This window comes from Mesorhizobium sp. WSM3626 (assembly GCF_000513935.1).
In the GTDB taxonomy this organism is placed as follows: domain Bacteria; phylum Pseudomonadota; class Alphaproteobacteria; order Rhizobiales; family Rhizobiaceae; genus Mesorhizobium; species Mesorhizobium salmacidum.
The window spans coordinates 119,093-142,106 of the sequence record NZ_AZUY01000001.1 but is presented as its reverse complement, the minus strand read 5'-3'; the positions used below and the strand labels follow the sequence as shown (position 1 = coordinate 142,106).

25 protein-coding genes are annotated in these 23,014 nt (G+C 63.3%); 11 read left to right on the top strand and 14 right to left on the bottom strand.

What is annotated here, in order from left to right:
• Window positions 1-36 precede the first annotated feature (36 nt).
• The gene (locus M653_RS0100800; RefSeq protein WP_027141565.1) at window positions 37-513 is read right to left on the bottom strand and encodes a GNAT family N-acetyltransferase; all 477 of its coding nucleotides are present in this window, start codon (window positions 511-513) and stop codon (window positions 37-39) included.
• On the bottom strand, window positions 513-794 hold the full coding sequence (locus tag M653_RS0100795; protein WP_027141564.1) for a DUF1778 domain-containing protein: 282 nt from the start codon (window positions 792-794) through the stop codon (window positions 513-515). The genes M653_RS0100800 and M653_RS0100795 overlap by 1 nt, the downstream gene beginning before the upstream one ends.
• Before the next feature lie 245 nt (window positions 795-1,039).
• On the opposite strand from M653_RS0100795, the gene M653_RS0100790 reads away from it, so the two are divergent.
• The 3 genes from M653_RS0100790 to M653_RS0100780 all read left to right on the top strand — a co-directional run bounded on the left by M653_RS0100790 (window position 1,040) and on the right by M653_RS0100780 (window position 3,888).
• Window positions 1,040-2,026, top strand: a complete 987-nt coding sequence (locus M653_RS0100790; RefSeq protein ID WP_027141563.1) for a sulfate ABC transporter substrate-binding protein — start codon at window positions 1,040-1,042, stop codon at window positions 2,024-2,026.
• A gap of 251 nt (window positions 2,027-2,277) precedes the next feature.
• Window positions 2,278-2,727: an Rrf2 family transcriptional regulator gene (locus M653_RS0100785; protein WP_023769580.1), complete on the top strand. Its 450-nt coding sequence runs from the start codon at window positions 2,278-2,280 to the stop codon at window positions 2,725-2,727.
• Window positions 2,728-2,736: 9 nt separating this feature from the next.
• Window positions 2,737-3,888 (top strand): hypothetical protein, encoded by a 1,152-nt coding sequence (locus M653_RS0100780; protein WP_027141562.1) that lies wholly within the window; start codon window positions 2,737-2,739, stop codon window positions 3,886-3,888.
• Here M653_RS0100780 and M653_RS0100775 read toward each other — a convergent pair.
• From M653_RS0100775 to M653_RS0100745, 7 genes are all read right to left on the bottom strand, one after another.
• A complete protein-coding gene (locus M653_RS0100775; protein ID WP_027141561.1) occupies window positions 3,883-4,431 on the bottom strand; it encodes a gluconokinase in 549 nt (182 codons plus the stop codon). The genes M653_RS0100780 and M653_RS0100775 overlap by 6 nt on opposite strands.
• A gap of 2 nt (window positions 4,432-4,433) precedes the next feature.
• Window positions 4,434-5,420: an ABC transporter permease gene (locus M653_RS0100770; RefSeq protein ID WP_027141560.1), complete on the bottom strand. Its 987-nt coding sequence runs from the start codon at window positions 5,418-5,420 to the stop codon at window positions 4,434-4,436.
• Window positions 5,417-6,397 carry an ABC transporter permease gene (locus M653_RS0100765; RefSeq protein ID WP_027141559.1) on the bottom strand — a complete coding sequence of 327 codons (981 nt, stop codon included), beginning with the start codon at window positions 6,395-6,397 and terminating at the stop codon, window positions 5,417-5,419. The genes M653_RS0100770 and M653_RS0100765 overlap by 4 nt, the downstream gene beginning before the upstream one ends.
• Window positions 6,394-7,941 (bottom strand): sugar ABC transporter ATP-binding protein, encoded by a 1,548-nt coding sequence (locus M653_RS0100760; RefSeq protein WP_027141558.1) that lies wholly within the window; start codon window positions 7,939-7,941, stop codon window positions 6,394-6,396. The genes M653_RS0100765 and M653_RS0100760 overlap by 4 nt, the downstream gene beginning before the upstream one ends.
• 77 nt (window positions 7,942-8,018) lie before the next feature.
• A complete protein-coding gene (locus M653_RS0100755) occupies window positions 8,019-9,146 on the bottom strand; it encodes a sugar ABC transporter substrate-binding protein (protein ID WP_027141557.1) in 1,128 nt (375 codons plus the stop codon).
• Between the two features lie 290 nt (window positions 9,147-9,436).
• A complete protein-coding gene (locus M653_RS0100750; RefSeq protein WP_027141556.1) occupies window positions 9,437-10,465 on the bottom strand; it encodes a LacI family DNA-binding transcriptional regulator in 1,029 nt (342 codons plus the stop codon).
• Window positions 10,466-10,624: 159 nt separating this feature from the next.
• Window positions 10,625-11,854, bottom strand: coding sequence for an MFS transporter (locus tag M653_RS0100745; protein WP_027141555.1), 1,230 nt, complete (start codon window positions 11,852-11,854; stop codon window positions 10,625-10,627).
• 172 nt (window positions 11,855-12,026) lie between these two features.
• Here M653_RS0100745 and M653_RS0100740 point away from each other — a divergent pair, with 172 nt between their 5' ends.
• Entirely contained in the window at window positions 12,027-12,317 is a 291-nt protein-coding gene (locus tag M653_RS0100740) for a DUF3175 domain-containing protein (protein WP_027141554.1), read from the top strand.
• Between the two features lie 41 nt (window positions 12,318-12,358).
• Here M653_RS0100740 and M653_RS0100735 read toward each other — a convergent pair whose 3' ends face one another.
• The 3 genes from M653_RS0100735 to M653_RS0100725 all read right to left on the bottom strand — a co-directional run bounded on the left by M653_RS0100735 (window position 12,359) and on the right by M653_RS0100725 (window position 14,739).
• Entirely contained in the window at window positions 12,359-12,802 is a 444-nt protein-coding gene (locus M653_RS0100735; protein WP_027141553.1) for an SRPBCC family protein, read from the bottom strand.
• A gap of 162 nt (window positions 12,803-12,964) precedes the next feature.
• On the bottom strand, window positions 12,965-13,741 hold the full coding sequence (locus tag M653_RS0100730; RefSeq protein ID WP_027141552.1) for a FadR/GntR family transcriptional regulator: 777 nt from the start codon (window positions 13,739-13,741) through the stop codon (window positions 12,965-12,967).
• Between the two features lie 101 nt (window positions 13,742-13,842).
• The gene (locus M653_RS0100725; RefSeq protein ID WP_027141551.1) at window positions 13,843-14,739 is read right to left on the bottom strand and encodes an NAD(P)-dependent oxidoreductase; all 897 of its coding nucleotides are present in this window, start codon (window positions 14,737-14,739) and stop codon (window positions 13,843-13,845) included.
• A gap of 120 nt (window positions 14,740-14,859) precedes the next feature.
• Here M653_RS0100725 and M653_RS0100720 point away from each other — a divergent pair, with 120 nt between their 5' ends.
• Window positions 14,860-15,798 (top strand): NAD(P)-dependent oxidoreductase, encoded by a 939-nt coding sequence (locus M653_RS0100720; RefSeq protein ID WP_027141550.1) that lies wholly within the window; start codon window positions 14,860-14,862, stop codon window positions 15,796-15,798.
• Between the two features lie 21 nt (window positions 15,799-15,819).
• Here M653_RS0100720 and M653_RS0100715 read toward each other — a convergent pair whose 3' ends face one another.
• On the bottom strand, window positions 15,820-16,602 hold the full coding sequence (locus M653_RS0100715) for a FadR/GntR family transcriptional regulator (RefSeq protein ID WP_027141549.1): 783 nt from the start codon (window positions 16,600-16,602) through the stop codon (window positions 15,820-15,822).
• 184 nt (window positions 16,603-16,786) lie between these two features.
• Window positions 16,787-17,776, bottom strand: a complete 990-nt coding sequence (locus M653_RS0100710) for a sugar-binding protein (protein WP_027141548.1) — start codon at window positions 17,774-17,776, stop codon at window positions 16,787-16,789.
• Between the two features lie 447 nt (window positions 17,777-18,223).
• On the opposite strand from M653_RS0100710, the gene M653_RS0100705 reads away from it, so the two are divergent.
• The 6 genes from M653_RS0100705 (at window position 18,224) to M653_RS0100680 (ending at window position 23,014) form a co-directional block, all read left to right on the top strand.
• Window positions 18,224-18,967 (top strand): ATP-binding cassette domain-containing protein, encoded by a 744-nt coding sequence (locus M653_RS0100705; protein ID WP_027141547.1) that lies wholly within the window; start codon window positions 18,224-18,226, stop codon window positions 18,965-18,967.
• 52 nt (window positions 18,968-19,019) lie between these two features.
• A complete protein-coding gene (locus M653_RS0100700; protein ID WP_027141546.1) occupies window positions 19,020-20,018 on the top strand; it encodes an ABC transporter permease in 999 nt (332 codons plus the stop codon).
• Between the two features lie 272 nt (window positions 20,019-20,290).
• Entirely contained in the window at window positions 20,291-21,118 is an 828-nt protein-coding gene (locus tag M653_RS0100695; RefSeq protein WP_027141545.1) for an AraC family transcriptional regulator, read from the top strand.
• Between the two features lie 115 nt (window positions 21,119-21,233).
• The gene (locus M653_RS0100690; RefSeq protein ID WP_027141544.1) at window positions 21,234-21,677 is read left to right on the top strand and encodes an SRPBCC family protein; all 444 of its coding nucleotides are present in this window, start codon (window positions 21,234-21,236) and stop codon (window positions 21,675-21,677) included.
• A gap of 11 nt (window positions 21,678-21,688) precedes the next feature.
• Window positions 21,689-22,477, top strand: coding sequence for an FAD binding domain-containing protein (locus tag M653_RS0100685; RefSeq protein ID WP_027141543.1), 789 nt, complete (start codon window positions 21,689-21,691; stop codon window positions 22,475-22,477).
• A 54-nt stretch (window positions 22,478-22,531) separates the two neighbouring features.
• Window positions 22,532-23,014, top strand: a complete 483-nt coding sequence (locus tag M653_RS0100680; protein WP_027141542.1) for a (2Fe-2S)-binding protein — start codon at window positions 22,532-22,534, stop codon at window positions 23,012-23,014.

The following is a 23,014-nucleotide window of genomic DNA, read 5'->3' as shown; positions in this document are numbered from 1 at the left end:
GGGAATATCCTGGTTCGGTGGCGGTCGCTTACCCTTTCATCTGGCCTTCAACGACAACACCAAGGTCATGGGATTTTTCGGGGAAGCCGCAAAGCCGTAGTGCTCGTAAAAGGCTTTCGCTTCATCCGATATGGCATGAACAAAAACTCCGCGAATCCCCAGGATCGTCGCGGCTTGACCGGCGCGCAGGACGGCGTCTTGCAGAAGCGCCGCACCCAGCCCCTTCCCTTGCCAGCTTGCATCCACCGCGAGACGTCCGAGCACGACCATTGGAATGGGATCCGGCATGTTGCGGCGAATGACGCCGGGCGCTTCCGCCAGATCAAGCCCGCCCGAAGACAAACAATAGTAGCCGACAACGCGTGTGCCTTCCGCCACCACATAGGTCCGCGATGCGCCACTGACCTGGTTGGCCCGTGCCCGACGGCGAAGCCAATGATCGAGGCTTTCTGTTCCGCTTTGAAAAAATTCCAGATCGTGGTGTTCCGCCAGCGGCGTGGGCGCCGATGGCATCAGTCCCGCCAAGGCCTGGGCACGTCCATAAGGCGTGCAAAACCTTCCCCGCTTGGCGGTTCATCGAGGATGTCGAGATAATGCCGGTAACTCTCGGGATCCACCTTGATCAATGTTTGGTCGAGCAGCGTATCCTCGGCCGCACGATAAGCGGCATCGATCATGAAGTCGGAACGGGTCTTCCCGCGTATCTTTGCGGCACGGTCAATCAGTATACGTATGTCCTCTCGGATGCGCAGATTGACGGGCTTGGCGTGGGTTTCGGGTGCGGCTTTCGCCATGGAAGACTCCTTTCGAACATCATAACATGGGGCATACACAATGTGTATCCATTTGTCGCCTCTCTCGGAAGAGACTGAAGAGGACGGCCTCAAAAAAATGACTCCACGTGAAAGAAAAAACTACGATGTGCGCGTGTGGGAAACGGTTTTCTAGCAACAGCCGCCAAGCCCTGAATCTATGCCTCGCCGCTCCTCTGCGCCCCGGCTATGGTCTGGTAATAGAGCATGACATCCGGAGCCATTTCATGAAGCGATTTTTCATCGGCGTTGCCGCCGCCGCCGGCCTCCTCCTCGCATCCTCCCAAGCCTGGTCGGCCGACAAGCTGCTGAACGCCTCCTATGACGTCGGCCGCGAACTTTTCGTGCAGGTCAACAAGGCCTTTATCGCCAAGCACCCGGGTGTGAGCATCGACCAGTCGCATGCCGGCACTTCCGCGCAGGCGCGCGCCATCGCCGAAGGCCTCGGTGCCGATGTCGTCACCTTCAACCAGGTCACCGACGTCGACTTCCTGGTCAAGAAGGGCCTCGTCTCGGCCGACTGGCAGAAGGATTTTCCCGACAACGCTTCGCCCTTCTATTCACTGCCTTCGTTTCTCGTCCGCGCGGGCAACCCCAAGCACATCAAGGACTGGAACGATCTCGTGCGCGACGACGTGCAGGTGATCTTCCCCAACCCGAAAACGTCTGGAAATGCCCGCTACACCTATCTGGCGGCCACCGCCTACGCCAAGGAAGCCTTCAAGGGCGACGACGCGAAGGTGAAGGAATTCATCACCAAGCTGTTCAACAACGTGCCGATCTTCGACACTGGCGGGCGCGCAGCGACCACCACCTTCGTGCAGCGCGAGATCGGCGACGTGCTGATCACCTTCGAATCCGAGACACGCGGCATCCGCAAGGAATACGGCGACGACAAATTCGAGCAGGTCACGCCTTCGGTCAGCCTTCTGGCGGAATTCCCGGTGGCGATCGTCGACAAGGTCGCCGACGAGCACGGCACGCGTGATCTGGCCAAGAGCTACCTCGACTTCCTCTATACACCCGAGGGCCAGGGCATCGCCGCCGACAATGGCCTGCGCGCACGCGACGCGGCTGTCGCGGCCAAATACAAGGCCGATTTTCCAGATGTGCGCCTGCTGACGGTGGAAGACGTCTTCGGCGGCTGGGACAAGGTCCAAAAAGCGCATTTCGCCGCCGGCGGTCTGCTCGATCAGGCTTATGGCAGCCGGTAAAGTCTCCGCTGCCCGATAGAAAGATCGAGGAAAGCCGGCCCTGAGCCGGCTTTCCTCGTTTATTCAGCCGATAGGTAAAGCCGGCGCCCTTCGTGCAAAACGTTACAAAGAATCAATGCGTTTGTGCCTAACATGCCTTCCAATGGCATTGTTTCGCGAAACGGCGGCGTGCGGAAGCAACGCCGTCATCATTTGCACACAAACAGCCGCCAGATGCGGGTTGGTTGGGGCTTCAACGGGTTGACTCGGGCATGCTGACGAAAAAAGGCAAATACGGCCTCAAGGCCCTCGTGCATCTTTCCAATCTTCCGGTTGGCCAACTGGCCTTCGTCAACGACATCGCCGTCGCCAACAACATCCCGAAGAAATTCCTAGATGCCATCCTGGGCGAATTGCGCAACGCCGGCTTCGTCCAGAGCCGCAAGGGCAAGGAAGGCGGTTACCGTCTCGCCCGCCCCGCTTCCGAGATCAAGATCGGCCACGTCGTGCGCGTGCTCGACGGGCCGCTGGCGCCGATACCTTGCGCCAGCCGCACGCAGTACCAGCGCTGCGAGGATTGTGATGAAGCGACCTGCCAGGTCCGGCACATGATGCTGGAAGTGCGCCAGGCGATTGCCGAGGTGCTGGACAACCGTAGCCTCGCCGCCATGCGCGATGCCGACAACGACGATTTCCCAGTCGAGTTGACATCGCAGATCTAGAGCCGGTGGATGAGGCTGTCGAGGTTTACGAAATCCCGAAAAGCCGCACGCAAGCAGTCATCGGCAACCAGCTTTCGCACCGAGATCATCGCCGACGTCTTTGTCCCCGAATATGCCGAGGACGTGCGCTTTTTCAGCCGCAAGGTGGTTAGTCCCGGCAGACTCCGCCGCTTCTCCACCAGGGATCTTCGCGAGAGCCTGATTGCTCTCTTCTATCTCGCGGTCGCGGCAGCACTGCCGGTTCGCTGGTGGTCGCCGATCTGCGATTGGGCATCGAGATTTCGGCTGAAGCGCCATATGCGCAAGGATTTCCGCTTCTATGCCGCCGCAACGCGCGCGGTGCTCGGCGACGGCATCGATGCACGCAAGCTGTTCGAGGCATTGCTCGCGGCGCGCCATCGCCGCCGCATGCAACTCGCCGCGCATCTGGTCGCCGGCCGCTGGACGCCGACGATCCGGCTGGAAGGCCTCGAGGGCTTGCAGGCAGCCTTGCAACGCGGCCACGGCGCGATCCTCTGGTGCGATCAATTCACCGCCCAAACGATAGTCGGCAAGCGCGCCATACATGAGGCCGGCATCGAAGCGCATCAGGTCAGCGTCAACACGCATGGCGTGTCCGAGACGGCATTCGGCCAGCGCTTCCTCAACCCGCCAATGGTTCATGTCGAGAACCGGTTCCTGAAAAGCCGGATCGTCTTCGACCGCGACGACGCCTATCAGGTCACCATCCGCATTCAAAAGACGTTGAAGCAGAACGGCGTCGTGCTGATGACCAACACCATCCACGCCGGCTCGACCTTCACCGAAACCGCCCTGGGCGAAAGCGGCTGGACACACCTTGCCTCGGCACCGGCGAATTTCGCCGCACGAGGCAAGACGGCCCTGTTTGCCATGTCGACTTTCGAGGTGGTGCCCTTCCGGGAATACCGGGCCGTCTTGAGCCCGGAACTGATGCCGGCGGCACCGGCGCTCCCGGCAGTGGACACCACCAGGGACGGAGCCAAGAACATGGCCCTGCAGGCACACTATATCCTGCTGAAACGCGACCGCCTGCTGCAGGCGCTGAAGCAGTGCCCCGAGCAGATGATGTCCTGGTCGCGCCATGAACGGTTGACAGAGGCTCAGGACAGGATCGGCTTCAGCGAAGAAGAAGGCTCATGACCGGCGCATCGAGCGCATTGCCTGGGCGACGAGTTCGTCGATTGGCCGCGTCGCGTCGAGCGTCAATGCTCCCTCATCGGCACCTGGCGGCTCGAGGATGGCGAACTGGCTGTCGACCAGGCTTGCCGGCATGAAATGGCCCTTGCGGCCGGCGACCCGCTGCCGCGCGGTGGCGGGATCGATCTCCAGATAGAGGAAGATGATATCAGGGCAGAAGCCGCGCAGACGCTCGCGATAGCCGCGCTTCAGCGCCGAGCAGGCTGCAACCACGCCCTGTCCCTTGGCGATCGACGCCGCGATGCGCTCACCGATCGCGTCGAGCCAGCCTTCGCGCAGCTGGTCGGTGAGCGGTTCGCCCCGCGCCATGCGGGCAACGTTTTCGGGCGGATGCAGCCTGTCGCCCTCGATGAAGACGGCACCCAGCGCGTCGGCCAGCGCGATACCGACGGCTGACTTGCCGCAGCCGGCGACGCCCATCATCACGACGGCCGAAGGCGCCAAACCGGAAGCGCCCGTCGGTGCCTGCGCTGCGTTTTCGTCCACCGTCAGCGGCTCGCCGGCGCGCGGCCATAGAGCAGGAGCATGGCGACGATGACGACGCCATAGATGATCTGCCGTCCCGCTTCCGGCATCTGCATGACCGACAGGATAGACTGCAGCAGTGTGATCAGGATCACGCCGGCGACCGTGCCGAGATAGGAGCCGCGTCCGCCGAGGATCGAGGTGCCGCCGAGCACCACGGCCGCGATCGATGGCAGCAGATAGGCGTCACCCATCGATTGCGCCGCCTTGGAGGCGTAGCCGGCCAGCAGCACGCCGCCAAAGGCGGAGAGTCCTCCGGAGACGGCGAAGGCGATCATCACCACGCGTCTTGTGTCGATGCCGGAGAGATAGGCGGCGCGCTCGCGGTTGCCGATGCCATAGACCGCGCGGCCAAAGCCGCTACGGGTCAGCACGAACACCATTGCGGCCCCGATCAGCGCCCAGATGATGACCGCGTTGGGGACGCCCGGAATGGTGAAGCCGGTGGCCAGGTAGCGCATGGCGCCGGTGGCCGAATCCTGCGGCGAGAAACCGCCGGTGTAGACCACCATCAGCCCTTGCGCGACGGCGTTGGTGGCGAGCGTGATGATCATCGAGGGGATGCGCAGATAGGCGACGCCGATGCCATTGACGATGCCGATCAGCACGCCGCAGAAGATGCCGAACGGAATCGCCAGCGCCACCCCGGCCGGACCGTAGGCGGCCGCCGCGCAGGCCATCATCGCGCCCGCCGCCACCGACCACGGTACCGACAGGTCGATCTGGCCGAGCAGGATGACCAGCATCATGCCGGTGGCGATGACGCCGAGGAACGAGGCGACCTTGAGCTGCTGCAAGAGATATTCAGGCGACAGGAAGCTGCGCGAATAGAGGCTGCCCACCAACAGCAACACCACGATACAGGCAAAGGCGGTCAGCACCGCCGGATCGGCGCGGCGGATGAATTTCGGCATGCGGCTGGCAATGCCGCCCAATGTCGTATCGCTCACAGGAACCACTCCAGCCGGTTGCGGACCCGAAACAGGGCAAAGGCGCCGAGGCTGACGGCGACCAGCAGGATAACGCCCTGGAACAGCGGCTGCCAGAGCGGATCGAAATCGAACACGAACAACAGGTCGCCGATGGTGCGGAAGGCCAGCGCGCCGAAGATGGCGCCGATGGCGCTGCCCTTGCCGCCGAACAGCGACACACCGCCCAGCACCACGGCCGCGATCGAGAACAGCGTATAGGCGTTGCCGCTGGCATAGGCGGCCTCGCCCGTATAGGTGAAAAAGGTCAGGAACAGCCCGCCGATCGCGGCCAGCAGCCCCGCAAGCGTGTAAGCTGCGAACTTGCCGCGCCTTATCGGCACGCCCGACATATAGGCAGCCGTCTCCGAAGAGCCGGCCGCGTAGGCGGCACGGCCGAGTACCGAGCGGCTGAACGGCACCCAGATCAACAGCACGACCGCCAGCAGCACGACCAGGCTTGCCGGCACCAGATCGAACAGACGTCCTGTCATAGCATCGGCCAGGTCCTCGTTGACCGAGCCGCCCGGAAAGGGCCGCAGCAAAAGGCCGATACCGTAATAGACCGCCCCGGTGGCGATGGTCGCGACGATCGGCTGCAGCCTTCCGTAGATCACGATGGCGCCGTTGATGGCGCCGCACAGAAGTCCCGCCACCAGCACGGCGATGACGCCGAGTGTGGTCTGCATCGGCGTGCCGACCACCAGCCAGGAGGCCAGGCAGTTGGTGAGCAGGAAGATCATGCCGACGGACAGGTCGATGCCGGAGGTGATGACGACCAGTGTCTGCGCCATGGCGACGAAGGCGAGCAGCACGCCCTTGTTCGCCGCCGTCTGCACGACATTGGCGGTGAAGCCCGCCGGATGGTTCGAGGTGTAGATGACGAACATGACGATGAAGATGCCGAGCGCCAGCAGCGTTCCGCGCTGCTCGGCCAGCCAATAGCGCCAATCTTTCACACGCTTGCTCCCAGGCCCACGGGGCTCTCCTCGCCATGGATGTTGAGCGCGCTCGATATCAGCGCTCGTTCGGTGATTTCGGCGCCGACCAGTTCGCGCTTGACCGCCCCGTCATAGAGCACCAGCACCCGGTCGCAGCAGCCGATCAGCTCGTCATAGTCGGTCGAATAGAACAGGATCGCCGCGCCCGCGTCCGCCAGCTTGCGCATCAGTTGATAGATTTCCTGCTTGGTGCCGACGTCGATGCCGCGCGTCGGATCGTTGAGCAGGACGATGCGCGGCTGGCGCATCAGCCATTTGGCGATCACCACCTTCTGCTGGTTACCGCCCGACAGCGCGCCGACCGGAATATCGAGCCCCGCCGTCTTGATCGCCAGAAGGCCGACCATGTCGTCGATGAGCCGCTGTTCGGCGGCACGGTCGATGATACCGCCTTTCGACAGTCGGTCGAGCACGGCGAAGGACAGGTTTTCGCGCACCGTCATCGGCAGCATCAGTCCTTCGGTCTTGCGGTCTTCCGGGATGAGCGCCATGCCGATGCCATCCTCGCGGGCCGCCGCCGGACTGGTGATCGTCACCGGCTTGCCGTCGATCAGCACCTCGCCCGAGAGGCCGCGCAGCACACCGAAGAAAGCAAGCAGCAATTCGCGCTGGCCCTGGCCGTCGAGCCCGCCGAGCCCGACCACCTCGCCTGCCCTGACGGTGAGCGAGATGTTATCCAGCCGGTCGGCCCAGGACAATTTGCGCGCCTGGAGCCGGGGGGCGGCGCTGGCCGGTGCCGCCGCCGGCTTGGGCGGAAAAATATGGCTGTATTCGCGGCCGATCATCAGCTCGACCACCTCGTTGTCGCTTTTCGAGCCGGCCTTGTAGCTGGCGACATTGCGGCCGTTGCGGAACACCGTGCAGTGGTCGGCCAGTTCGGCGATCTCGTTCATGCGGTGGGAGATGTAGAGCAGCGCCAGCCCTTCCGAGCGCAGCCGCTTCAGCACGCCGAAGATCTTCGCGACATCCGCTGCCGTCAGCGCCGACGTCGCCTCGTCGAGGATGAGGATGCGTGGTTTGCGTGCCAGCGCCTTGGCGATCTCCACCATCTGCCGGCGCGACAGCGGCAGGTCCTTGACCAACGCCAGCGGATGGATGTCGGCGGCGCCCGCGCGCGCCAGCGCGTCCTCGGCGACGCGGCGTTGCGCCTTGCGGTCGATCATACCGAAGCGTTTGGGCGGATCCGAAATGACGATGTTGTCGGCGACGCTGAGTTCGGGGATCAGCGACAATTCCTGGAAGATGCAGACGATGCCGGCCTTGTTCGCCGCGCCGGGCGAGGCGAAGGTCACTTCGCGGCCATCCAGCATCATGCGGCCTTCGTCGGGCGCCACGACACCGGCCATGACCTTGATCAATGTCGACTTGCCGGCGCCGTTTTCACCGAGGATGGCGTGGATGCTGCCGGTGGAAACCGTCAGCTCGGCCTTTTCCAGCGCCCGCACGCCGCCATAGCGCTTGGAAATGCCTTCCATGCGAAAGAGTGGAGCCGCACCGTCCATCAACCCTCCCCGGGGCGATTGTGGGATTGCAGGCTGGCGCCGCGGGGTCATCCGCGGCGCCAGCCGATAGCCAGTGATTACTGGTTTTCCTTGCTCTGCCCCATGATTTCCTGGGCACTGAAATTGATGCCGCAGGTCGGGAAGGAGTTGCCGACGAAGAAATTGTCGGACTGGTCGGGGAAGAAATCCTGGCCTGCCTTGAAGTTCGGATCCTCGACAATGGCCAGCGGCAGCTTCACCGATTGCGGCACGACATTGCCTTCGAGGGCCGCGATTGCCGTCTTGATTGCCACGGCCACCTGGGCGGGGCCGGTGCCGGCGGACGAGCACTTCAAGCCGTCGGCGGCATGCGCGGCGCAGAACTTGCGAAAACCGTTCTCCGTCTCGCCGCCGAACGGAACGAATGGATGCTTGGCATCCATCATCGCCTGGACGATGCCGGTGTCGCCGCCTTGCCCGGTGATGCCGTCGAAGGGTCCGTTGGTGGCAATCGCGTCCGCCGTAGCTTTCTGGGCAACGCCGTCGTCCCACTTGCCGACCACTTCGGTCACTTCCCATTTCTTGCCCGAGCCGTCGAGCACCTCGTGGATGCCGGCATGACGGTCCGTGTCGACGGAAGTGCCGGCGACGCCGCGCACTTCGAGCACCTTTCCGCCGTTCGGGACATGTGAGACCAACCACTTGCCCCACAATGCGCCAAGGCCCTTCTGGTCGACATTGACGTTGATAGCATCCTTGGTGTCGAGAATGTTGTCGAAGGCGACCAGCACGACCCCTGCCTCCTTGGCGCGCTTGATGACTGGCCCGAAGGCGGTCGGGTTCTGCGCGTTGACAACGATCGCGTCAAAGCCGGAATCGATGAAATTGTTGATCGCGGAGATCTGCGCCGGGACGTCCTCGCCGGTCGACACAACCTTGAATTCCTTCAGCTTTTTGGCGACATCCGGCTGTGCCGCATACGCCTTGGCGGTCTGCACCATCTGGATACGCCAGGTGTTGGCGATATAGCCGTTGGCGAGCGCGATGCGATATGGGCCGGCCTTCTTGGGGAACTTGAAGAATTGCGTATCGGCTGCCCAAGGGGCAAAGCAGTCCGGCTCGGCTGCTGGTCCCTTGACGACTTCTGGGCCTGCGGCCATCGCCGCTGAGCTCAACATGACGAATGCAGTGGCGGCAACGATGCCACCAACGAGTGACTTGATCATCGATATTCCTCCCAATTGCAGTTCTGACTTGTTTGTTTAGCTGCAGTACAATGACGTGTTCGCCCCAGCACCTCCCGCCCTGGCCCGCCACGCACGTCAGGTGGCCCCGGCCGACCTGTTCCTCCTTGTTGCTTCCTTAAGCTGCAACGAAAGTATCATATTATCAATAATAAACAAGGAACATTCTGTCGCTTATGTATAATAAACAGCAGTCGGACTTCACACCGGCTGGAATGGTAGCGCTACCAAGAATGCCTGTAAAGGCTGATTTCAGCAGGTTCTAAACTGCTTCAACGTGCCGTGCTCTCGCGGCGCTTGAGCTCGAAACCAAGGTCGACGACCCGCTGCTCCGGCCTGTCACCCGATATCGCCGCCAGCGCCATGGCGACCGCGCGCCTGCCGATTTCGTAGCGATGGGTGCGGATGCTGGTGATCGAGGGAAAGGCCACCTGCATCATGTCGAGATCGTTGAAGCCGACAATGCCGATGGTCTTCGGCACGTCGATCGAGGCGCGATGGCATTCGAACAGTATGCCGAGCGCGATGTCGTCATTGTTGCAGAACACGCCGTCGAGCGTCGGCATTTTGGCAAGCGCATCGCGGAACAGCTCGCGGCCAAGCGGCACGCTGGAAGGCACCGGCGTGGTGGTGATCAGGCGCGGGTCCAGCAGGCCGGCCTTCTCCATCGCCAGCCGGTAACCAGCCAGGCGCCGCTGCGAGCGCGGGTCCATGCGCGCGCCGATGAAACCGATCCGGCGATACCCCGCCTCGATCAGGTGCTGGGTCGCCGTCCTGCCGCCTTCGAGATGCGAGAAACCGACCATCATGTCCACGGGATCGGGTCCGGTCTCCATCACCTGAACCACCGGGCAACCGGCATTTTCCAACAGCTTTCGCGAGGTAGGTGTCTGGTCGATGCCGGCAACGATCAGCGCTGCCGGCCGCTGGGAGCCAAACACCTGCAGCAGCCGCTCTTCCTCCAGTCCGGAATAGTGCGTGTTGCCAAGCTGGATGCGGAACGGGCTGTCCGACAGGCTGTCATAGATGCCGCGCACCACCTCCGCGAAGACGTTGTTGGTCAGCGAAGGCACCAGCACGCCGAACACCTCGGCCCGCGCCGAGGCCAATGCCCGCGCGTTGGGATCCGGCACATAGCCGAGCTCTTCGATGGCGGCCAGGATCTGGCGGCGCAGTTCCTCGGAAACGCGCTCCGGCTCGCGCAGCGCGCGTGAAACGGTGATGGCGCCGACGCCGGCCTTGCGTGCCACGTCAGATAGGGTCGGGCGGCCACCGCCCCGGCGCGAGCGCGGCTTGATCAAGGCCTTGGCCCATGCGCCTGGCCATTCAAGCACGCCCGCAATGCGATCTTTCCAGCTGTCGCCATCTCACCGGCCTGTTTCAGCACCCATCGGCCCTGGCGTCGCGCAGTGACTGCCTGTTGTCAAGCTGAGCCATTGAGTGGCTGTGCTTGGCCTTCCTCAGGCGGCTACGGCCGCCCTGTGCCTCGCTTTCCACATGAACAGCCCAATCGCCAGTATGTTCAGCAGGTTCCAGGCAATGCCGTTCAGGAACGCGGCGGCGTAGGAGCCCGTCAGGTCGTAGATCCAGCCCGACATCCAGCCGCCGATCGCCATGCCGAAAATCGTCGCCATCATGACGATGCCGATGCGCTGGCCGGCCTCCTTGGCCGGCAGGTATTCGCGCACGATGATCGCGTAGCAAGGCACGATGCCGCCCTGCGACAGGCCGAAGACCAGCGACACGACATAGAGCGAGGCGAGCCCGTCGAACGGGATATAGAACAGCAATGACAGGCATTGCAGCACGGAGCCGATAAGCAACGTTTTGACGCCGCCGATGCGGTCGGCGACAAAGCCCGAGGCAAGCCGGCTGACGACGCCCGCGGCCATCATGATCGACAGCATGTCGGCGCCATGCGCCATGCCGTAGCCGAGGTCCATGCAATAGGCGACGATATGCACTTGCGGCATCGACATCGCCACGCAGCAGCCCAGTCCCGCGACGACCAGCAATATCTGCAGCATCGCCGGCGACAGTGAAATCGGCTGCACAGGCCGGCTTCCGGGCGAGCCGGCGGCCGTCGCTTCCGGAGCGCCGCGCCGCAGCAACAACACCAGCGGCACCATGGTGACCAGGCAGAAGACGCCGATGGCGGCATAGGTGAAGCGCCAGCCTTCCGCCTTGATCAGCGTCGGCATGACGGTGGGCCATATCGCTCCGGCGAGGTAATTGCCGGCCGCCGCCGCCGTGACAGCCACGCCGCGCCGGCGGTTGAACCAGTGCGAGATATCGGCGATCAGCGGCCCGAAGATCACCGATGTGCCGACACCGATCAGCACCCCCTGGGCAAGGGTGAATTGCAGGATCGAGGTCGACAGAGCCGCGAGCAGGAGACCGGCGGAGAGCGCGATCGAGGAAAACAGCGCCGGGATCCAGTAGCCCATGCGGTCAATGGCGCGGCCGACCAGCACATTGCCGGCGGCGAAGCCCACCATGGTCGCGGTGTAGGGCATGGATGCCGCGGCGCGGTCGACGCCGAACTCGGCCTGTACCGCCGGCAGCACGACGACAACGGCCCACATGCCGACCGCACCGATCGTCGCCAGCAGCATCGAGATGGCCAGCCGCATCCAGGCGTAGGAACTATCGATGCCGGGGCTGGGCCGGCTCACGTCGGTTCGCGTCAAAGGCGTTTCCTGTCGGCGGTCTCAACCGTTGCTGTTTTGGCCACTATCGACGCATTCTCGGCGCACAGCAGCGCCACAGCGGGCAATCCGTCGCTCCAGGCCGATACGAATGCGGGAACCGACGCCAACATCTGGAGTTTCCGATCAGCAACCCTGCAAAGGAGTCCCAGCCATGACCGCCACCAAGCAGAAATGGTCGGCCGAGGTGACCGAGCACAGCAATGCGATGGATCTCGAGGAGCATGTCTTCGAATCCGACGACGCCAAGAAGATCGCCGCCTCGCTCAAGCGGTCGGCCGAACACAGCCATCGCCGCAAGGCCGAGCCCTTCCAGTCCGCCATGTCGATGCTGAATTTCTACATCAACAGGGCCGGCAAAAACCTGCCCGCGGCGCGCAAGAAGATCCTTGAGGACGCCAAGGACGAACTGCGCGCCGCATTCGGGCGTCCAAAGGAGGATTAGCCGCCCTCGCCCGCCAATGGCACCTGACTAAATGGGGCGCCCTATTGTTTGATCTCGGGTTCGACGAGCTTGGCCAGGTTCCGTAGCGATTCCTGCCAACCGAGATAGCAAGCTTCCGCGGGAATGACATCAGGGATGCCGGCCTGGGTGATGTTCACTTCGGTGCCCACGGACACTTTCTTCAGCGTCACGGTCACCTCGATCTCGCCGGGCAGGTTGGGATCGTCGAACCTGTCTGTGTAGCGCAGGAGTTCGCCCGCGACGAGTTCGACATACTCACCGCCAAACGAGTGGCTGTCGCCAGTGGTGAAGTTGCGGAACGACATCTTGAACGTACCGCCGACCTTGCCCTCGAAGTGATGGACCGTGCAGGTGAAGCCGTTCGGCGGAAGCCATTTGGCAAGGGCATCCGCCTCGAGGAACGCGCGGTAGACCTTCTCCGGGCTGGTGGTCAGAACGCGATGCAGACGAACGGTGCTGGGCATGTCAAATTCTCCTTCCTGGTTTCCTGTTCGATACCCCAAGGACGTGGACCGCACAGCCCATCCGACACAGGCGTTCGAATTTTTGGCGGTGCCGGCCTGAATTTGCTTCGACGGCCTGCAAGGCGGAAACGCCTGGGTGCCGAATGGCTGTGCCGGTGAATTCTACCGCGAACGTATGACGTTGTCGGTATTGGCCAGCAGCTTGCGCACGGCATTGCGCGCCGCATCGGGCCGCTGCAGGCGGATATTCTTTTCGATTGCCTCGTGCATCTTCTGGGCGAGCTGCAAATCGTCGAGTTCCCGGGTCGTGTAGGTGAACAGGTGATCGAAGGCGGATTCGATCAGCACGCCGAGCGGCACCAGCAGATCATTGCCCGAGGCGCGCAGGATGGCGAGGTGGAAGCGGGTGTCGGCGCGGGTCCGTTCCTGCAAACTTTTCGCCTCGCCCATCTCCCGGCAGGCCTGGCTGATCTCGGCCATCTGCTCGTCGGTCCGCCGCATGGCGGCAAAGGCGGTCGCTTCCGGCTCGATGATGTGGCGGAATTCCTGCACCGTCCTCAAGAACACCTCGCGGTCCGGCGACGTCGCGTACCAGGCAAGCACATCGCGGTCGAGCAGGTTCCAGCGTTCCTTCGGTTCGACCCAACTGCCGATCTTGGGGCGCGATGCCAACAGGCTCTTGGCCATCAGCATCTTGATCGCCTCGCGCACCGCCGACCGGCTGACGCTGAAGGTCTCCGACCATTTGGCTTCATTGGGCAGGATGGTGCCGGGCGGATAGTCGCCGCGCACGATCCGCAGCCCAATCTCGCTCGCCAGCGACGCATGCACACTGGAGCCCGGGATACGCGCCGCGTCGGGCCGGCGAGCGCCGGTCGGGCGCTCGGCGGCTACAGCCTTTTTGGGCGATTTTTCCTTGTTCGGCCTCGCGTCCCGCATGAGTTCCAGAAAGGCCGGTTTAGGGAAGCTGTCAAGCGCGGTGCGGCCGTGGGGCGGCAAAGCCGGCTTCTATGCACAACCCAGCCGTGATTCGACCACGCTCAGGCTGTCTTGACGTATTTGCGCCAGCTATGCTCGGGCCGGAAGCCGAGCATGTCACGCGCCTTGCGGTTCGACAGCAGCGTCTCATATTCACCGAGTTCGCTCTTGACCGGCACGCCGGGATAGAACCGCTTCAGGAGTTCGGCGGTCGGCAGATCGGACGAGGTGTCGTCATTGGCGGCATTGAACACCTGGTAGCCCAGCCCGTCCTTCTCGACGGCGCGCAGCGTGATCTGCCCCAGGTCGCGCGCGTCGATGTAGCTCCAGGCAATACGTTTGCGAAAGCCCGGATCGGCGAACCATTTCGGAAACAGCGAATACTCATGCGGCTCGATGACGTTGCCGATGCGCAAGGCATAGATGTCTGTGCCATTGCGCTGCGCGAAGGCGCGCGCCGTCTTCTCGTTGACGATCTTGGACAGCGCATAGCTGTCCATTGGATCGACATCGTAATCTTCGTCGAGCGGGAAATGCGTGGGGTCGCGTGGTTCGTTGGCGAACACCAGGCCGTAGGTCGTCTCGCTGGAAGCGATGATCACCTTGCGGATGCCGAGCTTCACCGCGGCTTCGATGACATTGTAGGTGCCCATCGCGTTGATGCGGAACACCTCGTTGTCGGGCGTGATCATGATGCGTGGGATCGCGGCGAAATGCACCACGGCGTCGACCGGCTGCGGCCGTAGCGACGGATCGAATTCGTGCAGCCCCATATAGCTCGACAGCGCGTTGAACACCTGGCCGCTGTCGGTGATGTCGGTGATCAGCGTGCGCACCTTGGGATTGTCGAGCGGCCTGGTGTCGATGTTGAGCACCTGGCAGCCCTGCTCCACCAGATATTGCACGACATGGCGCCCAGCCTTGCCGCTGCCGCCGGTGAACATGATCCGCTTCGTCATTTCTGGTCTCCACGAAAGTCCTGGGATTGACGTGTATTGTCAGACAATATTGCTTTCTGCAACCGTCTATGGCTAAAACAGCGGCAACATTATCGATAATCGCAAAACAGGACAGCTAGCATGAACACCACCGCCACCAGCGAGAAGATCGGCTTTGTTGGCCTTGGCCTGATGGGTCACGGCATCGCCAAGAACATCGTCGACAAGGGGTATTCCCTGACCTTCCTCGGCCGGAAAAACCGCAAGCCGGCGGAGGATCTTCTCGGCCGAGGCGCCCACGAGGCATCGACCTCCCGCGACGTGGCGGCGGCATCCGATATTGTCTTCATCTGCGTCACCGGCTCGCGCGAGGTGGAGGCCATTATTCGCGGTCCCGGCGGCCTCAAGGAGGGGTTGAAGAAGGGGTCGGTCGTCGTCGACTGCTCCACCTCAGATCCGGTCTCGACGGTTGCACTTGCCGCAGAACTCAACGCGCTTGGCGTCGACTATGTCGACGCCCCGCTCAGCCGCACCCCGAAGGAAGCCTGGGAAGGCACGCTCGACGCCATGGTCGGCGCGCCCGACGCCGTCTTCGCCAGGGTCAAGCCGGTGATCGACACCTGGGCCGGCCGCATCGTTCATATCGGCGACACCGGCGACGGCCACCGCATGAAGCTGCTCAACAATTTCATCTCGCTGGGTTATGCCGCGATCTATTCCGAGGCATTGGCCCTGGCCGAGAAGGTCGGCATCTCGCCGCCGCGTTTCGACAGCGTCATCCGCAACGGCCGCATGGATTGCGGTTTCTACCAGACGTTCATGCGCTGGACGCTGGAAGGCGACCGCGACGCCCACAAATTCACCATCGCCAACGCCTTCAAGGACCTGACCTATCTGGAATCGATGGCCGGTGCGGCCGGCATCGCCAACCCGCTCGGCAACGCCACCAAGAACTCCTTCGCCGGCGCCCACGCAACCGGTCCGGTCGAGCAGTTCGTGCCGATGCTGGCCACGCACATCGCCAAAGTGAATGGCGTCGACCTGATGCCGATGAAGGACGGAAAGAAGCAGACGATCTGAGACCCGAACCGCCGGCGGGCCTTACCGCCGGCCCCTTCCGATCCCCTCATCGGTGTCGGCAAGCAGCTTGTGCACGGCGTTGCGCGCCGCCGCGGGCCGCTGCAGGCGGATGCTCTTCTCGATCGCCTCGTGCAGTTTCTGCGCCCGCCGCTGATCGCCGACCTGGCGCGTGGTGAAGACGAAGAGATGGTCGAGCGCCGATTCGATCAGCACGCCGAGCGGCACCAGAAGGTCGTTGCCCGAGGCCCGCAGGATGGCGAGATGAAAACGCGTGTCGGCACGAATGCGCTCGGGCAGGTTGGCCGCCTCGCCCATCTCGCGGCAAGCCAGGCTGATCTCGGCCATCTGCTCGTCGCTACGCCGCATGGCGGCGAAGGCGGACGCCTCCGGTTCGATGATGTGGCGGAACTCCTGAACGATGCGCAGAAACGCCTCGCGATCCGGCGCGGTCGCGTACCAGGCTAGCACGTCGCGGTCGAGCAGGTTCCAGCGCTCCTTCGGCTCGACCCAGCTGCCGATCTTGGGGCGCGACGCCAAAAGGCTCTTGGCCATCAGCATTTTGATCGCCTCGCGCACCGCCGAACGGCTGACATTGAAGGTTTCGGCCCATTTGGCCTCATTGGGCAGAATGCTGCCAGGCGGGTAGTCGCCGCGCACGATCCTGAGGCCAATCTCGCTGGCGAGCGAGGCATGGACGCTGGACCCGGGAAAGTGCGCCGCATCCGCCCTGCGCAATGCTGCCGGATCGCCACTGGCTTGCGCCTTGGCTCGGCCGGCTTTTCTCTTTGCCTTCTCGTCCGGCATCCACGTTCCAATAGGTCGGCCGCCCGTCACCCGGATTGATCTGAACCCGCGCGGCGCACCGATCCGTTGCCGAAAATCCAAACCACGGACGCGTCAAAGCCGGAGCCTGCTGCCCCAACCAAGGCGTCCTGTTGAAGAATTGGAGGAAACGGGGCGCCCGTTGGCGAGCGCCCCGAATCTCGGCCTATTTCTGGATGCAGGTATCGACCGTGTCCTTGGTGCATTCGTCGAGACCGGTGAACACCGGATCGTCGACCTTCTTGCCTTCGATCAGGTCGATCATCACCGATGGCGCCTTGTAACCCATTTCGAAAGGCCGCTGGCCGACCAGCGCGGTGACAAGGCCATCCCTGGCGATCGCCACCTCGTCGCCGATCGTGTCGGCGGCGCCGATGACGAAGTCGTTCTTTGCCAGCCGGTCCTTCAGCGGTCCGACCAGGTCGCGATAGGGCTGCGGCGCGCCGAACAGCGGCCAGCCGCCCATGATGCCGAACGCATCGAGCTTGGGGTTGGCGGCGAGGATGTCGGTCATCGCCTGAACGCCCTTGGCGCCGTCGTCATTGGTGAACACCGGGCAGCCGGCGACTTCCGTCCAGCCGCCTTCGCCGGCAAGTGCCGTGAGGCCTTCCTTGCCTGTCAGCGCGTCGCGCATGCCTTGCGCGCGGCGCAGGATGTTGTCCGCCGCGGGATTGCCCTCGATGGTGCAGATCGTGCCACCATTCGGCTTGGCCTTCTTGATGTACTCGCCGATCTTCTTCCCCATCAGATAGTTGTCGGTGCCGAGATAGGTCTTGCGCAGTGCCGCGTCCTCCTTGGCGAGGTCGGCGTCGACGGTCATGATCGGGATCGACGGATTGGCGCTCTTGATCGTCTGCGCGATCAGCGGCGCGTTGGACGGCGAGATCGCCATCGCCACCGTGTCGGCCTTGCTCAGCATATCCTGCACGATCTGCGCCTCGCCGGCCTCGTCGGAAGTCGATGCCGGACCGGTGTAGAAGCATGCATATTCCGAGCTGGCGTTTTCCTTGTTCCACTTCTCGCAACCCTGATGGATGGCTTCGAAGAACGGATTGTCGAGACCTTTCACCACGATGACGAGTTGCTTCTTGGCCAAAGCCGGCCCGGCGCCCAACGCCATGGCGGCGACGGCGGCGAGCAATACTGTTTTCCTCATGTCAGTCCTCCCTTGGAAACAGACGGACACGGCGTGCCCGCCACACAAACCAGCCCGGATGCGAGATGACTGAGACGCGTGCGCTCATTCAATCCGGCTAGGCCGATAAGTATTTTCAGATGCGACCAGCTCAGCGATGACGCCGGCAGATCGCCAAAGCCCTTCTACCGGTAGCGCGTCGATGGCATCGTCAAAGCCGGCATGTCTTCCTCCGACGCTCAACTAATATCGGCTTGCAGCCAACGTCAATTGCTATTTGTCCTACAAAACGGATTTTTCAAAACAGTACTGCACTATTCGTCTGACAATTGCCTGTTCGACAATTGACGCCCGCGACGCCATTCGCGTAAATGACCGCATCGCTGTCCCCGGGAGGAGCTGGGGAAAGCCAATGGAAGCCGTCGCCTGTCCTTGGGCGGAGGGGCCAGACATGGGAGGCAAAGACTGGTGGCGGTTCTCGAACTCACCAACATCTCGAAGCATTTTGGCGCCATCCAGGCTGTCAACGACGTGTCGCTGTCGATCGAACCGGGCCAGGTTGTCGGCCTGATGGGCGACAATGGCGCCGGCAAGTCGACGCTGGTCAAGATGATAGCCGGCAACTTCCGGCCGAGCCACGGCACGATGCGGATGGATGACAAGGAACTGATCCTGCACAAGCCTGTCGAGGCGCGCCAGCACGGCATCGAGATCGTCCACCAGGACCTGGCGCTCTGCAACAATCTGACGGCGGCGGCCAATGTCTATCTCGGGCGCGAATTGCGCCGTGGCGTCGGCCCGTTCCGCATCCTCGACTATGCCGCCATGTACAAGCGCGCCGGTCAGATCTTCGCCGAGTTGAAATCCGAGACCCGCCCGCGCGACCTCGTCAAGCAGATGTCGGGCGGACAGCGCCAGGCGGTGGCGATCGCCCGCACCATGCTGTCACAGGCCAAGATCGTTCTGATGGACGAGCCGACGGCGGCAATCTCGGTGCGGCAGGTCGCCGAAGTCTTGAACCTCATCCGTCATCTGCGCGACCAGGGCATCGCGGTGGTGCTGATCAGCCACCGCATGCCCGACGTCTTCGACGTCGCCGACCGCGTCATCGTCATGCGGCGCGGCAGGAAGGTCGCCGACAAGGCGATCGCGTTGAGTTCGCCCGAGGAAGTCACCGGGCTGATCACCGGCGCCATCGAGCAGGTGGCATGACCATGGCGAACCCGGATTTCACCGCGCATCGGCAGCGCAGGAAAGGTCTATAATGGCAGTCACCGTTGACCAGACGATTGCGCAGAAGCAGCACAGCTTCCTGTCGCGCCTGTTCTCCAGCCAGACTTTCTGGGTGGTGATCGCCGTCATCCTGGCCTGTATTTTCCTGTCCTTCGCCACCGACGCCTTCGCCACCTCGAAGAACCTCTACAACATCACCCGCAACATCACCTTCGTCGCCATCGTCGCGCTCGGCATGACCTTCGTCATCATCACCGGCGGCATCGACCTGTCGGTCGGCTCGGTGCTGTGCCTGTGCTCGATGGTGCTGGCCGTCACCATGCATGCCGGCTATTCGATCGAGATCGGCATTCTGGCCTCGATCGCCACCGCGCTCGTCATTGGTGCCTTCAACGGCATTTTTATCGCCTACCTGGGCTTTCCGCCCTTCGTGGTGACGCTCGGCATGCTGTCGATCGCCCGCAGCCTTGCCATGGTCGCCTCCAACAACACCGTCGTCTTCCAGTTCGGGCCGGACCACGACAAGCTGCTGGCGCTTGGCGGCGGCGCCTGGGTGTTCGGCATCGCCAATCCGGTGCTCTACATGATCCTGCTGGCGCTGATCACCGGTTTCATCCTGCGCTGGACGAAGTTCGGCCGCCATATCTTCGCCATTGGCGGCAACGAGCACGCCGCGACGCTGACCGGCGTGCCGGTGCGCCAGATCAAGGTCGCCGTCTACATGATCTCGGCGCTGTCGGCCGGTATTGCCGGCATCATCGAGACCGGCTGGCTCGGCGCCGTCACCACCAATCTCGGCAACGGCATGGAACTGCAAGTGATCGCCGCCACCGTCATCGGCGGCGCCAATCTGGCCGGCGGCGTCGGCACCGCCTTTGGCGCCATCGTCGGTGCTGCCCTCATCGAGGTGATCCGCAACAGCCTTGGCCTGCTTGGCATCAATGCCTTCTGGCAAGGCACCTTCATCGGCGGCGCCATCCTGCTGGCGGTTCTGTTCGACCGCATCCGCAATTTCAGGCGCAGCGACTAGCGCTGCATCCTCCTCCCCCCTTGTGGGGGAAGGTGGCCTCGCGAAGCGAGGTCGGATGAGGGATGTTCCAGGGAATACCGACGCCTCACTCCGCTGGAAACACCGTGCTGGAGCGCTATTCCTTTCGCCTCCTATCGCTCAGTCTGAAAATCCGTCGACAAGAACCCTTGCGAGCGCACGTCCCGGCACCGTAGCTTGACGCGAGCCAGCACTCAGCCGCACAATCCCCCTGCAGGCGAAGGGAGGCCAGTCGCTTGCGGGAGGATATACCCATGACGGAAGCGATCAGGCTCTACTGGGGCCGGTTCGGACATGTTTCTGTCCTGAATGTCGCGAGCGACTTCGTCACCCATGCCCATGTCGAGGCACATCTGATCATCTGGCTCGAAGGCACCGCCGGCGAGATGACAATCGGCCGCGAGACGGTCCGCCTCGGCCCGGGCACCGCCGCCGGCATCAACTCGCTCCAGCCGCATAGCCACGTCCTGTCCCAGGATGGCAGGCCGGGCCTGTTCCTGGCCTTCTACATCGACCCGGACTGGGCGCGCCGGCGCCGCGACCTGCCGTCCGGCGCGCCGCTGTTCTCGCAGGCGGCGATCGCGCTCGAACCTTGGCTGCACCAGGCCGCCGCCAGCCTGCTCGATCATCTCACCGACAATGAAAGCGTCGACGATGTCGCCAATTACGAGATCGAGCGCTTCATCGACTCGGTGCTCGATGCCGCCGACGCTTCGGCACCGCAGGAGGCGCGCTGCCGCATAAACACGATGCAGGATTTCCGCGTCCGCAAGGCGATCCAGCTGATGAAGGCCAATGTCTGCGAGCGCATCTCCTTCGATGACGTCGCCCGCGCCGTTGGCCTGTCCAGGCCGCATTTCTTCGCCTTGTTCAAGGAACAGACCAATCTGACGCCCAACGTCTACTGGAACACGCTGCGCATGGAGGAAGCGGTGCGACAGTTGCAATGGTCGCGGGAGCCGCTGATCTCTGTCGCCTGCAATCTCGGCTTCACCACGCAAGGCAATTTCTCGCGCTTCTTCCGCGATCATGTCGGCGTGCCGCCGACGCTCTACCGCGAGGCCGCGCGGGCGACGGCCTGAACCGGCAGCCATCTGTTTTTCAGACTGGTTGATACACGCTCAAGACGCATTGATAAGCGCTGCCCGCTCTGGCGCCCTACCCTTGCCGCAACGATCATTCGGAAGGGAACATTTTATGGCGAAAGTCACCATCTCCAGCGTCATCGACGCGCCGGTCGAAAAGGTCTGGGCGCGCATACGCGACTTCAACGGCCTGCCGGGCTGGCATCCGCGGATGGTCGAGAGCCATATCGAGGACGGCAAGGATGCCAGCACGATCGGCTGCGTGCGCAACTTCCAGCTCGCCAGCGGCGCCCGCCTGCGCGAAAAACTGCTCGACTTTTCCGATGACGATTTCCTGGTCAGCTATTCCATCCTGGAAACGCCGCAGCCGCTCACCAACCACAAGGCGACGCTGCAGCTCAGGCGCGTCACCGACGGCAACCGCACCTATGCCGAATGGACCGCCAGTTTCGACGCGGCCCCGGAGGAAGCCGACAAGCTGGCCGAGGGCATGGGAACCAATGTTTTTCAAGGCGGCTTCAATGCATTGAAGAGCCATTTCGCCGGCCAGGGCTGAAGGAGCGGGCCATGGCGCTGGCGCTGCAGACATTCTCGACGGTGAAGGACGCGGATGCCGCCCTGAAGTCCGCCGGCACGCGCTATCTCGGCGGGGGTACACTCGTGGTCCGCGCGGCCAATGAAGGCGACGTCTCGGTCTCCGGCCTTGTCAGGTCGACCGACCCGGCGCTGTCGGCCATCGCAGTCAGCCGCGGTAAGGTCCGCATCGGCGCCTCGGTAACCATGGCGGAGATCGCCCGCCATCCGGAACTCGGTACCCTTGCCAAGGCCGCCCGCGCCGTCGGCGGTCCGGCGATCCGCAATATGGCGACCGTCGGCGGCAATCTGTTCGCGCCGGCGCCCTATGGTGATTTCGCCGTCGCCCTGCTGGCGCTCGATGCAACGGTCGGCACCGATGAGGGCGAAACACCCATCGAGACCTTCCTGGCCGGACGGGACGATAGTCGCGCCATCGTCACGTCGGTCAGTTTCACCAAGGCCGACAGCTTCCGCTTCCTCAAAGTGTCGCGGGTCAAGCCCAAGGGAGTCGCGGTGCTGAGCATCGCCGTCGTTCTGGAACAGGCTGGAGACGGGACCGTGTCCTCGGCGCGGATCGCGCTCGGCTGCATGGCCGATCGGCCGATGCGTGCCAAGGCAGCGGAAAAGGCGCTGCTCGGCAGGACGCTCGATCCGCACGGCATCGCGGCAGCGCTGGCCGCCGCCACCAAAGGCACCGCGCCCATCACCGATCCCATCGCCAGCGCCTGGTATCGCGCTGAAGTCCTGCCGGTCCACCTCGGCAGGCTGTTGCTCAGCTAATCACACGTGGGGGGCGCGCGCTTGCCCTGCGGGGCAGGCACGCAAGGAGGAAGAATGGCAAAAGTCCCGGTTCAATTCACGCTCAATGGGTCTGAAAAGGCCGAATTCATCGACAGCGGCACGACGTTGCTCAATGCCTTGCGCGACAAGATCGGCGACACCTCGCCGAAGGGCGGCTGCCATCAGGGCACGTGCGGCGCCTGCTCCGTCATCATCGACGGCGAGTTGAGGCTCTCCTGCCTGATGCTGGCCGAGACCTGCAACGGCGCAACGATCACCACCACGTCGGGCCTTGCCGTAGGCGGCGTGCTGCACCCGCTGCAACGGGCTTTTCTCGACACATTCGCCACGCAATGCGGCTTCTGCACGCCGGGTATGATCATGGCGGCCAAGGTGCTGCTCGACCACACCCCCAATCCCAGCCGCGAGGACGTCGTCGAGGCGCTGTCTGGGAACATCTGCCGTTGCACCGGCTACGAGCCGATCATCCGGGCGGTGCTCGCCGCCGCCCGCGCCAATCCGCAGAACGCGGCCTGA

Bases quoted from the DNA above. Each gene is read 5' to 3' on its own strand.
- M653_RS0100800 (WP_027141565.1), bottom strand. From the start codon at position 513: ATGCCATCGGCGCCCACGCCGCTGGCGGAACACCACGATCTGGAATTT.
- M653_RS0100795 (WP_027141564.1), bottom strand. From the start codon at position 794: ATGGCGAAAGCCGCACCCGAAACCCACGCCAAGCCCGTCAATCTGCGC.
- M653_RS0100790 (WP_027141563.1), top strand. From the start codon at position 1,040: ATGAAGCGATTTTTCATCGGCGTTGCCGCCGCCGCCGGCCTCCTCCTC.
- M653_RS0100785 (WP_023769580.1), top strand. From the start codon at position 2,278: ATGCTGACGAAAAAAGGCAAATACGGCCTCAAGGCCCTCGTGCATCTT.
- M653_RS0100780 (WP_027141562.1), top strand. From the start codon at position 2,737: ATGAGGCTGTCGAGGTTTACGAAATCCCGAAAAGCCGCACGCAAGCAG.
- M653_RS0100760 (WP_027141558.1), bottom strand. From the start codon at position 7,941: ATGGACGGTGCGGCTCCACTCTTTCGCATGGAAGGCATTTCCAAGCGC.
- M653_RS0100755 (WP_027141557.1), bottom strand. From the start codon at position 9,146: ATGATCAAGTCACTCGTTGGTGGCATCGTTGCCGCCACTGCATTCGTC.
- M653_RS0100740 (WP_027141554.1), top strand. From the start codon at position 12,027: ATGACCGCCACCAAGCAGAAATGGTCGGCCGAGGTGACCGAGCACAGC.
- M653_RS0100735 (WP_027141553.1), bottom strand. From the start codon at position 12,802: ATGCCCAGCACCGTTCGTCTGCATCGCGTTCTGACCACCAGCCCGGAG.
- M653_RS0100730 (WP_027141552.1), bottom strand. From the start codon at position 13,741: ATGCGGGACGCGAGGCCGAACAAGGAAAAATCGCCCAAAAAGGCTGTA.
- M653_RS0100725 (WP_027141551.1), bottom strand. From the start codon at position 14,739: ATGACGAAGCGGATCATGTTCACCGGCGGCAGCGGCAAGGCTGGGCGC.
- M653_RS0100720 (WP_027141550.1), top strand. From the start codon at position 14,860: ATGAACACCACCGCCACCAGCGAGAAGATCGGCTTTGTTGGCCTTGGC.
- M653_RS0100715 (WP_027141549.1), bottom strand. From the start codon at position 16,602: ATGCCGGACGAGAAGGCAAAGAGAAAAGCCGGCCGAGCCAAGGCGCAA.
- M653_RS0100710 (WP_027141548.1), bottom strand. From the start codon at position 17,776: ATGAGGAAAACAGTATTGCTCGCCGCCGTCGCCGCCATGGCGTTGGGC.
- M653_RS0100700 (WP_027141546.1), top strand. From the start codon at position 19,020: ATGGCAGTCACCGTTGACCAGACGATTGCGCAGAAGCAGCACAGCTTC.
- M653_RS0100695 (WP_027141545.1), top strand. From the start codon at position 20,291: ATGACGGAAGCGATCAGGCTCTACTGGGGCCGGTTCGGACATGTTTCT.
- M653_RS0100690 (WP_027141544.1), top strand. From the start codon at position 21,234: ATGGCGAAAGTCACCATCTCCAGCGTCATCGACGCGCCGGTCGAAAAG.
- M653_RS0100685 (WP_027141543.1), top strand. From the start codon at position 21,689: ATGGCGCTGGCGCTGCAGACATTCTCGACGGTGAAGGACGCGGATGCC.
- M653_RS0100680 (WP_027141542.1), top strand. From the start codon at position 22,532: ATGGCAAAAGTCCCGGTTCAATTCACGCTCAATGGGTCTGAAAAGGCC.